Source organism: Yoonia sp., from assembly GCF_046498525.1.
In the GTDB taxonomy this organism is placed as follows: Bacteria; Pseudomonadota; Alphaproteobacteria; order Rhodobacterales; family Rhodobacteraceae; genus Yoonia.
In genome coordinates this window covers 18,712-36,690 of the sequence record NZ_JAWOAN010000095.1, presented here as the reverse complement: position 1 = coordinate 36,690, position 17,979 = coordinate 18,712, and the positions used below count along the sequence as shown (strand labels likewise).

General features: G+C 57.8%; 21 protein-coding genes and 1 pseudogene. 13 read left to right on the top strand and 9 right to left on the bottom strand.

The genetic code is table 11. The features are described 5' to 3' along the window. A pseudogene (locus R6T97_RS06515) lies at positions 1-698 on the bottom strand (serine--tRNA ligase); the annotation flags it as partial. Positions 699-975: 277 nt separating this feature from the next. On the opposite strand from R6T97_RS06515, the gene yajC reads away from it, so the two are divergent. The 9 genes from yajC to R6T97_RS06470 are packed head-to-tail and all read left to right on the top strand — an operon-like array spanning position 976 to position 6,988. After that, positions 976-1,263 (top strand): preprotein translocase subunit YajC, encoded by a 288-nt coding sequence (gene yajC, locus R6T97_RS06510; RefSeq protein WP_410348483.1) that lies wholly within the window; start codon positions 976-978, stop codon positions 1,261-1,263. A gap of 23 nt (positions 1,264-1,286) precedes the next feature. Next, entirely contained in the window at positions 1,287-2,948 is a 1,662-nt protein-coding gene (gene secD, locus R6T97_RS06505; RefSeq protein WP_410348482.1) for a protein translocase subunit SecD, read from the top strand. A 1-nt stretch (position 2,949) separates the two neighbouring features. Next, positions 2,950-3,918 (top strand): protein translocase subunit SecF, encoded by a 969-nt coding sequence (gene secF, locus R6T97_RS06500; protein ID WP_410348481.1) that lies wholly within the window; start codon positions 2,950-2,952, stop codon positions 3,916-3,918. 13 nt (positions 3,919-3,931) lie between these two features. Beyond that, positions 3,932-4,285 (top strand): Mth938-like domain-containing protein, encoded by a 354-nt coding sequence (locus tag R6T97_RS06495; RefSeq protein WP_410348480.1) that lies wholly within the window; start codon positions 3,932-3,934, stop codon positions 4,283-4,285. Next, positions 4,285-4,899 carry a heme ABC exporter ATP-binding protein CcmA gene (gene ccmA, locus R6T97_RS06490; RefSeq protein WP_410348479.1) on the top strand — a complete coding sequence of 205 codons (615 nt, stop codon included), beginning with the start codon at positions 4,285-4,287 and terminating at the stop codon, positions 4,897-4,899. Before R6T97_RS06495 ends, ccmA begins: the two co-directional genes overlap by 1 nt. Further along, positions 4,896-5,552, top strand: coding sequence for a heme exporter protein CcmB (gene ccmB, locus R6T97_RS06485; protein WP_410348478.1), 657 nt, complete (start codon positions 4,896-4,898; stop codon positions 5,550-5,552). Before ccmA ends, ccmB begins: the two co-directional genes overlap by 4 nt. Before the next feature lie 42 nt (positions 5,553-5,594). Further along, complete coding sequence (locus R6T97_RS06480; RefSeq protein ID WP_410348477.1) at positions 5,595-6,323, top strand: heme ABC transporter permease; 729 nt, start codon at positions 5,595-5,597, stop codon at positions 6,321-6,323. Then, positions 6,316-6,459: a heme exporter protein CcmD gene (gene ccmD / locus R6T97_RS06475; protein WP_410348476.1), complete on the top strand. Its 144-nt coding sequence runs from the start codon at positions 6,316-6,318 to the stop codon at positions 6,457-6,459. Before R6T97_RS06480 ends, ccmD begins: the two co-directional genes overlap by 8 nt. Continuing rightward, complete coding sequence (locus tag R6T97_RS06470) at positions 6,452-6,988, top strand: DsbE family thiol:disulfide interchange protein (protein ID WP_410348475.1); 537 nt, start codon at positions 6,452-6,454, stop codon at positions 6,986-6,988. Before ccmD ends, R6T97_RS06470 begins: the two co-directional genes overlap by 8 nt. A 98-nt stretch (positions 6,989-7,086) precedes the next feature. Here the strand turns inward: R6T97_RS06470 and acnA are convergent, their stop codons facing one another. Further along, positions 7,087-9,852 carry an aconitate hydratase AcnA gene (acnA, locus tag R6T97_RS06465; protein ID WP_410348474.1) on the bottom strand — a complete coding sequence of 922 codons (2,766 nt, stop codon included), beginning with the start codon at positions 9,850-9,852 and terminating at the stop codon, positions 7,087-7,089. A gap of 233 nt (positions 9,853-10,085) precedes the next feature. Between acnA and R6T97_RS06460 the strand changes: the two genes are divergently transcribed. Next, positions 10,086-10,778, top strand: a complete 693-nt coding sequence (locus R6T97_RS06460) for a DUF1223 domain-containing protein (RefSeq protein WP_410348473.1) — start codon at positions 10,086-10,088, stop codon at positions 10,776-10,778. A gap of 10 nt (positions 10,779-10,788) precedes the next feature. Here the strand turns inward: R6T97_RS06460 and R6T97_RS06455 are convergent, their stop codons facing one another. The 6 genes from R6T97_RS06455 to R6T97_RS06430 form a co-directional block, all read right to left on the bottom strand. After that, positions 10,789-11,661 (bottom strand): lysophospholipid acyltransferase family protein, encoded by an 873-nt coding sequence (locus R6T97_RS06455; protein ID WP_410348472.1) that lies wholly within the window; start codon positions 11,659-11,661, stop codon positions 10,789-10,791. Beyond that, on the bottom strand, positions 11,658-12,302 hold the full coding sequence (gene nthA / locus R6T97_RS06450) for a nitrile hydratase subunit alpha (protein ID WP_410348471.1): 645 nt from the start codon (positions 12,300-12,302) through the stop codon (positions 11,658-11,660). Before nthA ends, R6T97_RS06455 begins: the two co-directional genes overlap by 4 nt. Next, positions 12,292-12,594 carry an SH3-like domain-containing protein gene (locus R6T97_RS06445; protein ID WP_410348470.1) on the bottom strand — a complete coding sequence of 101 codons (303 nt, stop codon included), beginning with the start codon at positions 12,592-12,594 and terminating at the stop codon, positions 12,292-12,294. The genes nthA and R6T97_RS06445 overlap by 11 nt, the downstream gene beginning before the upstream one ends. Then, the gene (locus R6T97_RS06440; protein WP_410348469.1) at positions 12,572-12,919 is read right to left on the bottom strand and encodes a ScnB-like protein; all 348 of its coding nucleotides are present in this window, start codon (positions 12,917-12,919) and stop codon (positions 12,572-12,574) included. Before R6T97_RS06440 ends, R6T97_RS06445 begins: the two co-directional genes overlap by 23 nt. Positions 12,920-12,957: 38 nt before the next feature. Beyond that, positions 12,958-13,986 carry a FliG C-terminal domain-containing protein gene (locus R6T97_RS06435; RefSeq protein WP_410348468.1) on the bottom strand — a complete coding sequence of 343 codons (1,029 nt, stop codon included), beginning with the start codon at positions 13,984-13,986 and terminating at the stop codon, positions 12,958-12,960. Between the two features lie 85 nt (positions 13,987-14,071). Beyond that, the gene (locus tag R6T97_RS06430) at positions 14,072-14,560 is read right to left on the bottom strand and encodes an autoinducer binding domain-containing protein (protein ID WP_410348467.1); all 489 of its coding nucleotides are present in this window, start codon (positions 14,558-14,560) and stop codon (positions 14,072-14,074) included. A gap of 140 nt (positions 14,561-14,700) precedes the next feature. Here R6T97_RS06430 and R6T97_RS06425 point away from each other — a divergent pair, with 140 nt between their 5' ends. Together R6T97_RS06425 and R6T97_RS06420 are read left to right on the top strand one after the other, a co-directional pair. Further along, on the top strand, positions 14,701-15,309 hold the full coding sequence (locus tag R6T97_RS06425) for an autoinducer binding domain-containing protein (RefSeq protein WP_410348466.1): 609 nt from the start codon (positions 14,701-14,703) through the stop codon (positions 15,307-15,309). Positions 15,310-15,432: 123 nt separating this feature from the next. Beyond that, positions 15,433-16,107, top strand: a complete 675-nt coding sequence (locus tag R6T97_RS06420; protein WP_410348465.1) for an acyl-homoserine-lactone synthase — start codon at positions 15,433-15,435, stop codon at positions 16,105-16,107. A 56-nt stretch (positions 16,108-16,163) separates the two neighbouring features. On the opposite strand, the gene purB is transcribed toward R6T97_RS06420, so the two are convergent. Beyond that, on the bottom strand, positions 16,164-17,471 hold the full coding sequence (purB, locus tag R6T97_RS06415) for an adenylosuccinate lyase (RefSeq protein WP_410348464.1): 1,308 nt from the start codon (positions 17,469-17,471) through the stop codon (positions 16,164-16,166). Positions 17,472-17,558: 87 nt separating this feature from the next. Between purB and R6T97_RS06410 the strand changes: the two genes are divergently transcribed. Continuing rightward, on the top strand, positions 17,559-17,978 hold the full coding sequence (locus R6T97_RS06410) for a DUF6314 family protein (protein ID WP_410348463.1): 420 nt from the start codon (positions 17,559-17,561) through the stop codon (positions 17,976-17,978). Position 17,979 lies beyond the last annotated feature (1 nt).

Genomic DNA, 17,979 nt, shown 5'->3' with positions numbered 1-17,979 from the left:
TCGGCCGTCGGGATCAGCCACCAGCCGTTTGTCGTCTGATAGCTGTCTTCGCCGAACTTGGGCAACTGTCCGGTGCCGTACATCATCTCTTCACGCACCAACACGGGCGTGATGGTTTCAGTCAACCCGTGTTCTTCCACATGCACGTCCAGCATGAACTGCGCCAATGCGCGATGCAGGCGGGCCACGGCACCAGAGAGCAGCACAAAGCGGCTGCCGGACAGTTTGGCTGCCGTTTCAAAATCCATGCCGGGGCGAATGGCTGGAATGTCAAAATGCTCCAGCGGCGCGAAATCGAGGGTCCGCGGTGTGCCCCAGCGATGGAGTTCCACGTTGTCATCTTCATCCTGACCATCCGGGATGTTCTCATCTGGCAGGTTCGGGATACCCATCAGCAGATCGGTCAGGGCGGCATCTTCGGCTTTGGCCTCATCATTCAGCGCGGCGATCTGTGATTTCTTCTCGGCGACCAGCGCGCGCAGGCGTTCAAATTCGGCCTCGTCGCCACGTGCTTTGGCGGCTCCGACTTCCTTGGCTGCTTTGTTCGCCTCGGCCTGCGCCGTTTCAGCAGCAAGGATTTTGGCGCGCCGTGCTTCATCCATTGCCAAGATTCGGGATGATACCGGTGCAATGCCGCGACGAGACAGGGCCGCATCAAAAGCGGCGGGGTTGTCACGGATGGTGCGGATATCATGCATGGCATCGGTCCTTGTGCGATGTTTCAGTGCGGGTCATATGCCTGATTGTGTGGTGCAAGTGAACTGCGAATTTAGGAGTAAGGTTGCACAAGCCAACGGCTGGCCTTGCCATAATCGCGTCAATCCAGATTGCTTTCCGTGCAGAGCCGCCCCATATGGCACAAAAGCCTGTTCGAACCGCCCCGTTCGCGGTTGCCAATCATGGGTGGCGGACATAATGTGCCGCGAGTTTGAATGCGGTGGTTAGCACCGGTTAAGAAATGAAAAAGAGGTTGCCATGCAAGGCGTAGGACAGTTCATCCCGATCATTTTGATCTTTGCGATCATGTATTTCTTGTTGATCCGCCCTCAGCAAAAGAAGCTGAAAGAGCATGCTGCCATGCTCGAGGCGTTGCGCCGGGGGGACCAGATCATCACCCAAGGCGGACTTGTCGGCAAGATCGTCAAGGTAAAGGAAGACGACAGCAACGAAGTCGAGGTCGAGATCGCCAAAGGCGTCAACGTCCGTGTCGTCAAATCGACCATCGCCACAGTGGTGAACAAGACTGAACCGGCTAAAACCTGAAACTGGCCGGTGAGGCACGCTTTATGCTCAATATTCCGTTTCCCAAGCTGCTGCTGATCTGGATCACAGTTGTCGTTGGTTTGACGTTTGCGATGCCCAACGCCTTTTATGGCCGGGTTGAAACGCATAATGACGCTATGGCGGTCATTGAAACAGGCCAGACAAACCCAGAGCTTGAGGCTGATGCGGCATTATGGCCCGATTTTCTGCCAACGAGCCTCGTGAACCTTGGGCTTGACCTGCGCGGTGGCGCGCATCTGCTGGTCGAAGTGCAGGTCGAGGACGTGCATGCCTCTTTTCTTGAAGGGTTCTGGCCGACTGTCCGCGATGCGCTGGCCGCCGAGCGTGATACAGTTGGCTTTGTTACCCGCGAAGACAGCCCGCCTACCGAGCTGCGCATACGCATTTCTCAGCCCGAGGGTGCGACCCGCGCGTTCGAGATCGCGCGCGGTCTGGCGCAGCCTGTCGCCTCTTTTACAGGTGCTGCCGCCACGAATATCGACGTGCGTATCAACGGCCCGATCCTGACGATCACGCTGAGCGAGGCAGAGATGGCTGCCATGAACGAGCGGACAATCATGCAGACGCTTGAGATCATTCGCCGCCGGATCGACGAGGTCGGCACCCGCGAGCCGACGATCCAGCGTCAGGGGTCCGAGCGTATTCTGGTGCAGGTGCCCGGTGTCGGATCAGCCAGTGAGATTATCGAACTGCTGGGCACGACAGCGCAATTGACGTTCAATCCTGTTCAGGGCACGACCGGCGATCCCGATGCATCAGCCGGAACCGGTAATATGATTGTTCCAGCGCAGGAAGCTTCCGGTTTGTTTTACATCCTGGAGCGTCGCCCCGTCGTGACAGGCGAAGACCTCGAGAATGCGCAGCTTGATTTCGACCAGAACGGGCGGCCTGCCGTGGCGTTCCGGTTCAATACATCGGCGGCGCGCAAGTTCGGCGAGTATACGCTGGACAACATCGGCAACCCCTTTGCGATTGTGCTGGATAACGAGGTGATTTCGGCTCCGACGATCCAAAGCCATATTCCCGGCGGTTCGGGTATCATCACCGGTAACTTCACCGTTGATGAAGCAACAAATCTGGCCGTGCTTTTGCGTGCAGGTGCGCTGCCCGCGGAACTGACCTTCCTTGAAGAACGCACGATTGGCCCGGAACTGGGCGCGGACAGCATCGCTGCCGGGCAGGTGGCCTGTATCGTCGCGGGCCTTGCGATCCTTGTTTATATGGTCCTGAGTTACGGGCTGTTCGGATTGTTCGCCAATGTCGCACTGGTGATTAACGTGGGGCTGATCTTCGGACTTCTCAGCATCGTCGGGGCGACCCTGACCTTGCCGGGCATCGCGGGGATCGTGTTGACCATCGGGATGGCGGTGGACGCCAATGTGATCGTGTTCGAGCGGATACGCGAAGAACTCAAGACCGCCAAAGGTCCCGCCCGTGCAATCGAGCTGGGCTACGAAAAGGCGTTGTCGTCCATCATCGACGCCAATATCACGACCTTTATTACGGCTGTGATCCTCTTCACCATGGGCTCTGGTCCGGTCAGCGGCTTTGCAGTGACCTTGGGCTTTGGCATCATCACATCCGTCTTCACCGCGATCTTCGTCACCCGGTCCCTGATCGTGATCTGGTTCTCGCGCACCCGCCCCAAGACAATCGAGGTTTGATATGCGCTTAAGACTGGTTCGCGAAAACACATCGATCGATTTTTTCAGCCGCGCCCGTATCTGGCTGGGGATTTCGATGGTCGCGATGATTATCGCCGTTGCATCCTTCCTGATTCAGGGGTTGAACTACGGCATCGACTTTCAGGGCGGCACCAGCATCCGGACGCAATCGGAAACGCCTGTCGATGTCGCCGCCTATCGCAGCGCGTTAGAGCCTTTGGGGCTGGGCGATATTTCCATCGCAGAGGTGTTCGATCCATCCTTTGACGAAGACCAACATGTCGCGATGGTGCGTATTCAGGCGCAGGAAGGCGACGAACGTATTGCAACGGAAACGATCGAAGCTGTGCAAACGGCCTTGCGCACCATTGATCCGAATATGTCTTTCCCTTCAGTCGAATCCGTTGGTCCCAAAGTGTCGGGCGAGTTGGTCCAGACGGCGATCATCGCGGTCGCCTTGGCGGTTGTCGCGATCCTGCTTTATATCTGGCTGCGCTTTGAATGGCAGTTTGCGGTCGGTGCGGTTCTGGCGCTTTCCCACGATGTGATCCTGACAATCGGTATCTTTTCGGAACTTCAGATAAAATTCGATCTTGCGATCATCGCGGCCTTGCTGACCATCGTGGGCTATTCGATCAACGACACGGTAATCGTGTTCGACCGCGTGCGGGAAAACCTGCGCAAGTATAAGAAAAAGGACCTCAAAGACGTGTTGAACATCTCGATCAACGAAACGCTCAGCCGGACCTTGATGACCTCGGTCACCACTATGTTGGCCTTGCTTTCGTTGTTCATCCTTGGCGGTGACGTGATCCGGGGCTTTGTCTTTGCGATGATGTGGGGTGTTGTGATCGGAACCTATTCTTCGATTTTTGTGGCCTCTGCCATCTTGCTGGTGCTGGGCGTCAAGCGCGACTGGTCCAAGAAGGACCCCAGCGCAGGCACGAAGTACGGACATATCGAGACGTGAAGCGAGGTGATACATGCGCCTGAACGAGATCAGATATAACGACGCCGTGCCGATCGACGGCTATGGGACGGGATTCTTTCGGGTCGGCGGTAAGAAATACGATGGTCCACTGCTGGTTTTGCCGTCCGGAGTCAGCCCTTGGGGCGGGTTCGAGGATACGGCAACAATCCTGGAAAATGTAGCCGATATCGACGTGCTGTTTGTCGGCACCGGCGCAGAGATAACACACCCCCCCAAGGATTTCCGCACGACGCTCGAAGATGCCGGCATCGGGGTCGAGACGATGGCCTCTCCTGCGGCTTGCCGGACTTACAATGTTCTGTTGTCAGAAGGGCGGCGCGTGGCGGTGGCCCTGTTGCCTGTCTGATGCTGACTGTTGAAAAGCTGACCTGCGCGCGCGGCGGGGTGCCGGTGCTTGCTGCTGTCAGCTTTACCGTAGATGCAGGCAAGGCGCTGATTTTGCGCGGTCCTAACGGGGTCGGAAAGACCACTTTGCTGCGGACACTGGCCGGATTGCAGCCAGCGATTGATGGCAGTGTCAGTTTCCCCGAAGATCAAGGCGCGTATGCCAGCCATGCGGACGGGATCAAGACTGCATTGACGGTGACGGAGAACCTGAAGTTCTGGGCTGACGTTCACGGCGCGGTATTGCCCGGCGATATTCTGGAAACCTTTGATTTGGCCGATCTGCGGGACCGGTTGGGCGGGACGCTTTCGGCGGGGCAAAAGCGCCGTCTGGGTCTGGCCCGGCTTGGCGTGATCGGGCGCAAGGTTCTGTTTCTGGATGAACCGACCGTGTCGCTTGACGGGTTTTCGGTGAAACGCTTTGCAGATTGGTTGCAGAACACGCATCTGGCCGCAGGCGGCGTGGCGGTTATTGCAACGCATATCGATATGGGGCTGGCCGCGCCTGAACTGGATCTGACACCGTTCAAAGCCGCGCAGGACGCGAGTGGCGGATCAGACGAGGGGTTCTTGTGATTGCGCTACTCATGCGCGATTTGCGGTTGGCCATCCGTGCAGGCGGAGGTTTCGGGCTGGGGCTTGCGTTCTTTCTGATCGTTGTTGTGCTGGTGCCGTTCGGTGTCGGGCCGGAGACCGCACTGCTGTCGCGGATTGCGCCGGGTATTTTGTGGGTCGCATCGCTGTTGGCGGCGCTACTCTCGCTGGACCGGATATTTGCACTGGATTACGAAGACGGGTCGCTGGCCCTGCTGGCGACGTCACCTTTGCCGCTCGAAGGGGCGGCGATGACCAAGGCGCTGGCGCATTGGATCACGACGGGCCTGCCGCTGACGCTGGCGGCCCCCGCGCTGGGGTTTCTGCTGAGCCTTGCGCCAGAGGCCTACGCCTATTTGCTGATCTCGCTTTTGATCGGGACACCGGCGCTGTCGATGATCGGCACTTTCGGGGCCGCGCTGACCGTTGGCTTGCGGCGTGGCGGGCTGCTTTTGTCGCTTCTGGTCTTGCCACTTTACGTGCCAACGCTGATCTTCGGGGCCGAAGCGGTGCGGCGCGGGACCGATGGGCTGGATCCTCTGGGGGCCATGATGCTGATGGCGGGGATCACGGCGGGATCATTTGCGCTGTTGCCCTTTGCCACTGCGGCCGTCTTACGCATCAATCTACGGTGATCGGGGATTGTTGGACCGGATGAGGAAGGATAGATAAACGCCATGTCAATGTGGGAATATGCCAATCCGAAGCTGTTCATGGGCTGGACCAGACCGGTCCTGCCATGGAGCTTTGCGCTGGCCGGGGTCTTCCTTGTGGTGGGGCTGGTCTGGGGCTTTTTCTTTACCCCTGATGACTTCCGGCAGGGATCGACCGTCAAGATCATCTATCTGCACGTACCTGCGGCGCTGATGGCGATTAACGCGTGGATCATGATGCTCGTGGCCTCGCTGATCTGGGTAGTGCGGCGACATCACGTTTCGGCACTTGCTGCGCGTGCTGCCGCGCCTGTCGGTATTGTGTTTACGCTGATCGCACTTTTCACCGGCGGCATCTGGGGGCAGCCGATGTGGGGCACCTATTGGGCGTGGGACCCGCGTTTGACTTCTTTTTTGATCCTGTTTTTGTTCTATCTTGGCTATATCGCCCTGTGGGAAGCAATCGAAGATCCTGACACTGCCGCCGATCTGACATCGGTGTTGTGCATGGTCGGATCGGTCTTTGCGATCCTGTCGCGTTATGCGGTGCTGTTCTGGAATCAAGGCCTGCATCAGGGGGCGACGCTGTCGCTCGACAAGGAAGAGAACATCGCGGATGTGTTCTGGTTCCCGCTCTTGGCCTGTATCGCGGGGTTTGTGTTGCTGTTCGTCGCGCTGGTTTTGATGCGCACCCGTACTGAAATTCGCGCGCGCCGTATCCGCGCCTTGGAAGCGAGGGCGCGCCGTGCCTGACTTGGGTGATTACGCGATCGAAGTGATGTCGGCCTATGTGGTCAGCATTGTGCTGCTTCTGGCCATCGTCTGGCTGAGTTGGCGGCGCTATGCAAAGGTGCGCGCAGCCTTGCAGAAGGTCGAGAAGGATGGCTAAAGTCTCTCCCCTGATGATCCTGCCACCGGTGATCTTTGCGGCTTTCGCGGGGCTCGCACTTGCGGGTATGCTGCGCGATAATCCCGACGAGCTGCCATCGACTTTCGTAGGGAGCCAAGCACCCGCCGTGCCTCTTGAAGCCGTGCAGGGAACGATGCAACTGACCGATGACGACCTGCGCGCAGGCGACATCACCATTGTGAATTTCTGGGCCAGCTGGTGCCCGCCATGCCGCGCCGAACATCCCAATTTGCTGGAATTGCAGGCGCAGGGCTACCGCGTGGCCGGCATCAATTTCCGCGACCAGCAGGCGCAGGCATCCGAATATCTGACCAACTATGAAGACCCGTTCTTTGCCACCGGATTTGACCTGCGGGGCAGGGTGGCGATCGACTGGGGCGTGACCGCGCCGCCAGAGACCTTCATCGTCGATGGCGACGGGACCGTGCTGTACCGTTTCGTCGGGCCGCTGGTAGGGTCGGACTATGAGCAGCGGTTCCTGCCGGAACTGGCGAAGGCAATCGAGTAATTTCATGCGTGAGGGTTTCGCGCACCCAACGTAGGATGGGTGAAACCCATGCGTCGACACAGAAAAAAGCCCGGTCTGCGTGACCGGGCTTTTTCGTGTCATTGAGGAGAGCTTGAGGCGACCTTGGCAAGGTTCCGCAGCACATAGTGCAGCACGCCACCGTTTTCGATGTACTGGATCTCGACGGCGGTATCGATGCGGCATTTGACAGTGATATCCTTGACCGATCCATTCCCCATGGTGATCTTGGCGGTCAGTTCCTGCTGGGGCTTGATGCTGTCCAGCCCTTGGATGGACACTGTTTCATCACCTGTCAGACCCAGCGATTTGCGGGTGTCGCCGCCGGTGAATTCAAAGGGTACGACGCCCATGCCAACAAGGTTGGAACGGTGGATACGTTCGAAGTTCTCGGCGATGACAGCCTTGACGCCCAACAGGGCCGTGCCCTTCGCCGCCCAGTCGCGTGACGAACCTGCGCCGTATTGTTCTCCGGCAAAGATCACCAGAGGCGTGCCTGCCTCCTGATAGTCCATGGCGGCGTCAAAGATGGACGTCTGTTCGCCATCCGGTCCTTTTGTGTAGCCGCCTTCGACACCGTGAAGCATTTCGTTCTTGATGCGGATATTGGCGAATGTGCCGCGCATCATTACTTCGTGGTTGCCGCGACGCGATCCGTAGGAGTTGAATTCGCGCACGGGCACCTGCCGTTCGATCAGGTACTGACCGGCGGGGGTTGTCTCTTTGAACGAACCGGCAGGTGAAATGTGGTCGGTCGTAACCATGTCCCCCAGAATGGCCAGAACCTTGGCATTTTCGACGTTACTGATCGTGCCTGCGTCTTTTGGCATCCCTTTGAAGTAGGGCGGGTTCTGCACGTAGGTTGACGTTGCAGGCCAGTCGTAGGTTTCACCGGTGGATGTTTCGACCGCTTGCCACTTTTCATCGCCTTTGAAGACATCGGCATATTTGCTGATAAAGGCTTCGCGCGTGACGGTCCGTTCAACCAGTTCATTGATCTCGGCTGAGGTCGGCCAGATATCCTTGAGGTAGACATCGTTGCCATTCTGGTCCTGACCCAGCGGGTCGTTTATCAGGTCGATATTCATGTCACCCGCCAGCGCATAGGCGACTACCAGCGGTGGCGAAGCAAGGTAGTTGGCGCGCACGTCAGGCGAAATGCGGCCTTCGAAGTTGCGGTTGCCCGACAGGACCGACGTGGCGATCAGATCACCTTCTGCGATGGCTTCGGACAGTTCCTTCTGGATCGGACCCGAGTTGCCGATACAGGTCGTGCAGCCATAGCCGACAAGGTTGAACCCGATGGCGTCCAGATCTTCCTGCAGGCCAGCTGCCTCGAGGTATTGGGACACGACCTGCGATCCGGGGGCCAGCGATGTCTTGACCCATGGTTTGCTGTCCAGCCCGAGCGCGCGTGCCTTGCGCGCAACCAGACCTGCGCCGATCATCACGTATGGGTTGGATGTGTTGGTGCAGGATGTGATCGAGGCGATCACCACGGAACCGTCGCGCAATGCGTAATCCTCGCCTTTGACGGTTTGCGATTTGCGCGGGTCCACAGGCTCTGCCGGTGTGGGGCCTTCGGCGGCCATGTCATCGGCTGCTTTGCTGCTGTCGATGCCCCGGTATTCATTCACAACGTCAAGGAAGGCGGAATGCGCCTGATCCAGCGGCGTGTAATCTTGCGGACGTTTGGGGCCGGAGATTGCGGGAATGATCGTGCCCATGTCGAGATGCAGCGTCTCTGTGTAGATCGGTGCATAGCTTGCATCACGCCACAAGCCGTTTTCCTTGGCGTAGGCTTCGACCAGCGCGATGCGGTCCTCGTCGCGGCCTGTGTTGCGCAGGTAGCGCAGGGTTTCGCCGTCGATGGGAAAGAAACCACATGTCGCGCCATATTCAGGTGCCATGTTTGCGATCGTGGCACGGTCGGCCAGTGGCAGATGATCAAGGCCTTCGCCGTAGAACTCGACGAATTTACCGACAACACCCAGTTCGCGCAGCATTTGAACGACTTTCAGCACAAGGTCGGTGCCGGTTGTGCCTTCGACCAAGGCTCCTGTCAGTTCAAAACCGACGACTTCTGGGATCAGCATGGAAATCGGCTGGCCCAGCATGGCGGCCTCGGCCTCGATCCCGCCAACGCCCCAGCCCAGCACGGCAAGGCCGTTGACCATGGTTGTGTGGCTGTCGGTACCGACCAGCGTGTCGGGGTAGGCGACTTCCTCGCCGTTCTGGTCCTTATCGGTCCAGACGGTCTGAGCAAGGTATTCAAGGTTCACCTGGTGGCAGATGCCTGTGCCCGGTGGCACGACGCGGAAGTTGTTGAATGCGCCCTGACCCCACTTGAGGAACTGGTAGCGTTCCATATTGCGTTCATATTCGCGATCCACGTTCATCTGGAATGCACGCGGGTTGCCGAATTCGTCGATCATGACCGAGTGGTCAATAACCAGATCGACAGGGTTCAGCGGATTGATCTGCTGGGCGTCGCCGCCAAGCGCCACGATCCCGTCGCGCATGGCCGCCAGATCGACCACAGCAGGCACACCGGTAAAGTCTTGCATGAGCACGCGGGCCGGACGGTAGGCGATTTCGCGGGGGTTCTTGCCACCATTGTCTGCCCATTTCGAGAATGCCTTGATGTCATCGACAGAGACTGAGAAACCGTCGTCTTCAAAGCGCAGCAGGTTTTCAAGCACCACCTTGAGTGCGGCGGGCAGTTTCGAGAAATCGCCCAAACCCGCAGCTTGCGCCGCCGGGATCGAGTAATAGGCGACCGACTGGTCGCCAACTTTCAGGGTCTTGCGGGTATTTGAGGTGTCTTTGCCGACTGTGATCGTCATGGCGTTCCCTTTCGTGGCTAATGCGCAAGCAAGGCTTTGCTGTCTGGTGATGCACCATGCAGATTCGTCATGCACTATGGCGCTTTCTCGCGTTGTATACTATTGCACACAATAAAGATCAACGACGTTTGCAACTGAAACATAGTTAACGCTACACTCGCAATTGGTTGATTGGTCATTTCAGCGGAAGCTGACTAAACCGTTTGGATAGTTTTCAAATGCCGAGGCCTGTCATGCGTCCCCTTCTCGCTATTCTTTCGTTTGTCGGCCTGATTACAGCGTCGCAGGCCACGGCAGAGAACGGGCCTGTCGTGATCGAGCTCTATACCTCTCAAGGATGTTCATCCTGTCCGCCTGCGGATGCGATGTTGCATGATCTTGCACAGCGCGATGATGTGATCGCTCTGGCGCTGCATGTCGACTATTGGGACTATATCGGTTGGAAAGATGTCTTCGGTCGCCCCGAAAATACGGCGCGGCAGCACGCCTATGCACGCGCGGCGAAAGTCGCGATGGTTTATACGCCCCAGATGGTGATTGATGGTGTCGACCATGTGATCGGTTCGCGCCCGATGCAGGTTATGGATGCGCTGCAGACGCAAAGCGGGCAGGGCAATTCTTTTGACGTTTACCTGACGCGCCGGGGCGAAAACGTGATCATCAATGCAGCCCCGGGTGCGCGTGGTGATTACGTCGTGCAGTTGGTTCGCTATATACCTGAAGCGACGGTGTCGATCGCGCGTGGTGAAAACGCCGGGCGTGACCTGAGTTATACAAACATTGTGACATCCTGGGATGTGGTCGGTCGCTGGGACGGGCGCTCTGCCTTGGCGCTCGAGACGGCTGCTGCAGGCGAAAGCCCGATTGTTGTGATTGTCCAGACAGTTGCAAATGGCCCCATTGTCGGCGCGGCAGAGTTGCGTTAAACCTGCAGGCTTATTTCCAGCGGCGATGTACCCAGAACCATTGCGCGGGATTGCGCGCGATCTGCGCTTCGAGCCGGGCATTCATTTCCAGCAGCATGTCTTGGGGCGACGCAGGCTGGATTGGTGCCTCGACTTCGACTTGAAACGAAAGCCCGTCGGACTGCCTGATCCCGAAGTAGGGAATCACGATGGCGTCCAGCTTGAGCGCGATCTCGGCGGCGGAAAGCGACGTGCGCGCCGGACGGCCCAGAAAAGGCAAGCGCACACCTGGTGCGGATACGTCGTAAAGCAATGTGCCCAAACCACCGCCACGCAGGTGCCTGACAAAACCCATCGTGCCGCGCCGACCTTGCTCAAAGACCGGTCCCCCCCACGATGTCATCGTCTTGGCGTAATGATCGTTGAAATAGGCGTTTTGCATCGGGCGATATAGCCCGCCGATGGTGTGACCCATGGCGCTGAGCACTTGCCTTGGTGCTTCGTGATTGCCGAAATGGGCCGTTACGAAGATGACCGGACGCTGCGATTGCACAGCCTCGGAAAGTGCCTCCATGCCGGTACCCGTCGCTTTTGTATCTTGCAATTTGCGGCCGAATTCCTGCCAGGAATAATTTTCGATGATGGTCCGCCCGAAATTGTCGCAGCAGACCCCGGCCAGTTTGCGGCGGTCACTCACGCCCATGTCGGGATAAATGAGTGCGAGGTTCTCTTCGGCTCTTTTGCGGTATCCTGTCAGGGGGCCGATCGCGCGGCGCAATGCGGTTCCCATCATCGGGATGCGTGTTTCGTAAGGCAGACGCATCAACGTGCCGATCAACCCGCGCAAGGCACGGTCCGCCAACCAATCGGTTCTGTTGCCTTCGGTGGCCGTTGGTGTGGTCACGCAGCATCCGGTGATTTGGGCAAGCCCGTGCCGATCATGCTGTCGCGCGTGACCAGCCTCGCCAGTTCATCCGCGCGCCATCCTTCGGTTCCGGCAGGGCGGGCAGGGATCACGACATAGCGCATGTCTGCCGTGCTGTCATGGACACGGACCGTGGTCGTATCGGGCAGGGTCACGCCGAATTCGGCAAGGACTTTGCGTGGTTCCTTGACGGTTCGGGACCGATAAGCGCGGGATTTGTACCAATCAGGGGGCAGGCCCAACAGATTGCGGGGATAGCAAGAGCACAAGGTGCAAACGACCACATTGTGTTCGGTGGCCGTGTTTTCCAAGGCGATAAGGCGCATCGGCCCGATGTCGAAACCCATCTCGCGCGTGGCCGCGCTTGCATCCTCAAGGAGGGCATTGCGAAACGCGGGATCTGTCCAGGAACGGGCGACGACTGCGGCACCATGCGATGGGCTGCGGGCATCCATCGCGTCGATCTGTGCCGCGATTTCCTGTGCCGTGGTCACACCTTTTTCGATCAATAATTCGCGCACGGCAATTTCCATCTGCTGCCAATACGTCAGCGGGTGGTCATCGTCAGGGCGATAAGGGTGTCCCGAGGGAGACAGATGGTCGTGGTGATCATGGGGCATGAGGGGCCTCTGCCGGTTCGAGCCAATGGCTGTAGATTTCGGCGTCTATGGTGTCATTGGGGGCGTCTGCTGCGTCACCCCAAACTTCGGTCATCGCGAATCGCACCCGCATCAACGCACGCGGTTGTGCAGGCAGCCCGTAGGCGAGCTGTTCGGGATTGGGGAAGGGACCGAGTGTGCGTTCGACCCAACCGATCTTGCCACGCAAATATGCAGGTGTCCGGACATGACCGGGGGGCATGTCGCACCGGACGCGAAGGTATTGGCGGTTAGTCACTGGCGGCCTCGCCATATGTGGGGCCGCGCGACGCGACCTCGGTCATGCGGTGGGCAAGTTCGGATGTGGTATAAACGCCTGCCTCGATCAGGTTCTGGTTCACCGAGGCAATCCAGCGTTCATAATAAGTCATTGTCTCGAAGGCGTCCTCGCCCATGTCCTCCAGCACGCGGCGCAGCCCGTCCACGGTGAAGTGTCCTTTTCCGGAAGCGATGATCATCAACGCATCGACGCGTTTTTCCCAAAGCGAAAAATCATGTTGGTCAGTCGGGACGGGGCCAGCAGGGGCGCCGCCCATATCGTGCCAACGGCGGCCTTCGAAAGGTGGTTTTTCTGTCATGGTAGCAGTCTACTGCATTCTGTGCCTGCCGTTAAACACTATTCGTCTGTTTTTCCGTCCTCGTTTTCGTTTGCCGCGTCAGGGTCAATCAGGGTGATGACGCCAGAATCGACCATTTCGCGGATAGCGGTCGTGATTTCAGCCATCGCTTTTTCCGCGTCGGCCTTTTTGATGCGTCCGCGTTCTTCGGCGTCTTCGCGCAACTGCCCCGCCATCCGTTGCGAAATGTTGCCAAGGATGAATTCCGCCGATGCGACCAACGCCTTGTCCCCGCCCAGGCCTGCGGCGATTGCAGTAATCACAACGTCACCATCGACGTTGCGAATGCAATTGGGAATGTCGGTCGGTTTGACCCGTTGGGCGATGTCTTTGAATGTGAAGATTGCCTTGCGGACATTGCTGGCAAAATCGGGGTCCTCACTGGTCAGGCCGGCAAGCACATCTTCGCGGGTGTCCGTGACCGTCGAGTTCAGGATGGCGCCCAGACGTTGAACCGGTGCCTTTTCAAACGCGAGGGCCGCAGGAGAGCCATAGTCTTGCGCCAGGGCCATTCCAATACGCCGCACGGCATCGGGCGCGATGTCTTCGGTCTGGGACATGGCGTATGTGATTCGGCGCGCCCGTTCACCCGGTGTCCGCCTGAGAACTTCAGCAGCCTTTGCAACCGGTAGTTTTGACAGGGTGACAGCACAGATCGCCGTACTTTCGGCCTGCATGATGGCGAGAATCCGCTCAATATTCAGGTCGATCACGAGCGGCCAGTGATCGCCGTTTCGCACGCTTTCCAGTTGACCGCGCAGTGTGTCTGCCAGCACCGGGCTGAGGTGATCGGCCAGCGCCGTGATAGCACCGTCGCGTGTGCCCGGTGCAGTCAGGCCAATGGCCTCGATCTCTGCCGTGAACTCTTGCGCGACCGCATCGACGGTGGCTTTGTCGACCATGCGCAATGTACCCAATTCATCGGTCAATTGCAGTTGAAGCGATTCCGGTAATTGGCCAAGCGAAAGCGTGTTGCCGTCTTCAAGCAACATCTGAATGATTATCGCCGCCTTGCGGCGGCGCGTCATGGGAATATCCGGAAGAGAGGCTGCCTGAAGGTCCATGCACGTGGTGTAAGCGCCAGACAGTAAAGGTTTGGTTATCCCCGCACCCTTATGTGCTTGGGTGTGTCACCATAATCGACATTTTCTTGAGTTGTTCGATGGTCTTGTCGTCCAGCTTTGCCGTATCGGCGGTATTGTCATGGATGCTCGCGACTTTTGTTTCGATCTGTGCGATCTCGTCGCCGCTGAATTCGCGATCGGCATTTGCGAAACCGCAAATCGTGCGGCTGTGTTCCGAGGCGACCGAAACAACCAATCCATAGGTCATCCCGTATTCTGCTGCCTTTACCATCACGCCTGCCGGATCATCGAGATCCGACCAGCGTTTGGCACCAACCTCTTCGAAAGCCCAGGCGACCATCGGGTCCGACATGACCAGACCGTTACGCGAATAATAATCGAGCCATTCCTTTGGATAGGTCTGGAACATGAACTTGGGAGTTGTATACTCTATGTGAATACCAAGCGCATAACCGGTGGGGGCAAGTTCGTTAAGGTGTCCGAGCACTTCACTGATCTCAAATTGCGTCGCGGTCATGACTCTGTACTCGCTTTCCGGTTGCCAAGATTAACGTAATAACAATACAGTCTGCATAACCCACAAGTGCGCTCAGTCTAGTGTGAACCATGTGGCGGCAACAAGGGCCTTTGAGGACATTGGCTCGTTGAGGTAGGTAAATGTCGGCACTTCTCGGTCCAGATGAGATAGGGCAACTCGCCCCGTCGGGATATTACGTCGCGTTGCGTATCGGGTTCGCCTTTCCGATGGAGGAGGTGAATGCGTTCCCTCCTGAATGGATCATGCATTATACCAAACAGCGGTTCATGCTTTTTGATCCGGTGGTCAAATGGGCCTATGCCAATGTCGGTGCGATCCGCTGGTCCGAGCTTACGGATGATGATCCGAAGCGGATTATCGCGCAGGCGCAAACCTTTGGTATGCGTTATGGCGTCACCGTTTCCGTGTTCGACAGCAACGCGGATGCACAGCGTTCCTATGCAACTTTTGCGCGATCAGACCGTGAGTATACCGATCTCGAAGTGAAACTGTTGCTGGCCTATCTGACACGTCGGCACAGCGAGACCGCGCCACCGACAAATCTGACCAAAGCGGAGCTGGAAGCTCTGGGGATGGTGAAGGACGGCAAACGCCTGAAAGAAATCGCGTTTGAGTTGAGTGTGAGTGAAGGTGCCGTCAAGCAGCGTCTCAAGAATGCGAAACTCAAGCTTGGGGCCAGAACAGGCACGCAGGCGGCGGCCTTGGCCAGTCAATACGGCTTAATATAAGATAATATAAGTCTTTTTTTCTTCATTCTGAGCAATTAGAGCTAAATTGTTGGTGTTATGGTAACCTCAACACCGGTGCCGGTGGGGGCCGTCGCCATTTATTCTACAACCAGAGGGAAGATTATGGAGAAAATTACTTTTAACCTGACCGCGCTTCACAAACACGGCACGGCGTTCTTTGAATTCCTAGCGCTCCGCAAAAGGTTTTTTGTGGATCAGCTCGGGTGGGACATTCCACATGATGATGACGTGGAGATGGACCAGTACGACAACCCCAAGGCGTATTACTCGCTTGTCCTCAAGGATGGACAGGTGGTTGGCGGGATGCGTGCCATGGCCACTACGGCGCAGTGGGGATCACACACTTACATGCTTCGTGATGCGGTGGATGGAAAGCTGATCGGCATTCCGGCCGATATCATCCCGCATGCCGAAGTGACACCGAATGTATGGGAGGCGACGCGCGTGGTCATCTCGGAGCAGTTGGGCACACAGGCCGAGCGTTCACAATGCCTTGGTTTGGTTCTTGACGGTGTGGTCGAGCAAGCGACCGCGCAGGGTGCAACAGAGATCATCGCACTTTGCCCGCCGGTTTTTGCAAGGACTTTGCGGCAACTGGGATACCCCGCCAAGATCATTGGGGAACCTTACACGAACCTGCATGATGATCGGCGCTACGTGGCAATGGCGATGCCTGCCGTGCGCCGCGCTGGAGCAAAACCGCCGCGAGCAACGCCGCTGCCAAAATCGACGCACATGATGCAACAGCAGGCCGTGCATGCACCTGCCAAGATATAAGTTGCAGCGACGACGATCTTAGAGCCTCTGATTGGTTTTTCAGATCTATTGACCCTCTAGCGCGTTCCGAAGACGCGCGCAAAAATCGTATCAACGTTTTTCATGTGATACCCGAGATCGAATTTCTCCTCGATCTCCTTTGGGGAAAGTGCGGCCAGAACATCCTCGTCGGCAAGGAGCTCGGTTTTGAAATCGGCTCCTTGTTCCCAAACCCGCATCGCGTTGCGTTGCACCAGCTTATAGGCGTCTTCGCGGCTGACACCCGCTTGTGTCAGCGCGAGCAGGACCCGCTGAGACATGATCAGGCCGCGGAACTTGTTCATGTTGGCCAGCATGTTGTCTGGGTAAATGACCAGCTTTTCGATCACACCGGCGAGACGGTTGAGGGCAAAATCAAGCGTGATCGTCGTGTCAGGGCCAATCGCGCGCTCGACGGAAGAGTGGCTGATGTCGCGCTCGTGCCAGAGCGCTACGTTTTCCATCGCGGGCACTACGGACATGCGGACCAGACGGGCAAGGCCGGTCAGGTTTTCGGTCAGCACCGGATTGCGCTTGTGCGGCATCGCGGACGAGCCTTTTTGACCGGCGGAGAAGAATTCTTCGGCTTCCAGCACCTCGGTGCGCTGCATGTGCCGGATCTCGATGGCGATGTTTTCGATGCTCGATGCGATCACACCCAGCGTGGCAAAGAACATGGCATGACGGTCGCGGGGGATGACCTGTGTGCTGATCGGTTCGGGCTTGAGGCCCAGTTGCGCGCAGACGTGTTCTTCAACAGACGGGTCGATATTTGCGAAGGTGCCGACAGCACCGGAAATAGCACCAGTGGCGATCTCTTCGCGGGCATTGAGCAGGCGCGCACGCCCACGGTCCATTTCCGCATAGAACCGCGCAAAGGTCAGGCCCATTGTCGTAGGTTCGGCGTGGATCCCGTGGCTGCGCCCGATGCGGACGGTGTCTTTGTGCTCGTGGGCGCGGGTCTTGAGAGCGGCAAGAACCCGGTCCATATCGGCGATCAGCAGGTCGGAAGCGCGGACCAGTTGCACGTTCAAAGTGGTGTCCAGCACGTCGGATGATGTCATGCCCTGATGCACAAAACGCGCATCATCCGATCCGATGTGTTCGGCCAGATGCGTCAGAAAGGCGATGACGTCGTGTTTGGTGACCGCTTCGATTTCATCAATGCGCGCGACGTCAAATTCAACATCCTTGGCTTTCCAGACGGCTTCGGCGTTTTCCTTGGGGATCACGCCAAGGGCAGCTTGGGCGTCGCAGGCATGTGCCTCGATCTCGTACCAGATGCGGAATTTTGTGGCTGGCTCCCAGATGGCAGTCATTTCCGGGCGGGAATAGCGAGGGATCATGGATGGGCACCTTTTGCAGGGGGTGGGCAGAGGATTCCTGTCGCGTCATAAGGGGCGGGGGCGGAACCCTCAAGGGAGAGATGACTATTGGCGCTGGGTGCAGAGGATTTTCAGGGGGTTTGGGCCTTGCGCCGCACAATCGTGGACCGGCGCGATGGTCAGAATGGTGTCTTGCAGGGGCAGGCGGTTTTTACGGCCACGGATGCCAATCATCTGATCTATCACGAAACCGGAACCTTGACGCTTGAGGCGGGGGCGACGCTGGAGGCCACGCGCCGGTATCTGTGGGAATTCAGTAAGGGTGAAGTCGTTGTGACCTTTGCAGATGGTCGTCCGTTTCACCGGTTCGTCCCGTCCGGTCATGCCGCAGGCACCGATCATCCCTGCGGCGCGGATGTCTATAAGGTGCGCTATGATTTCACCGCTTGGCCCGACTGGATTGCTGTCTGGACAGTGACGGGACCGCGCAAGGAATATGTCTCGACATCGACTTATCAACGCCGTTAAC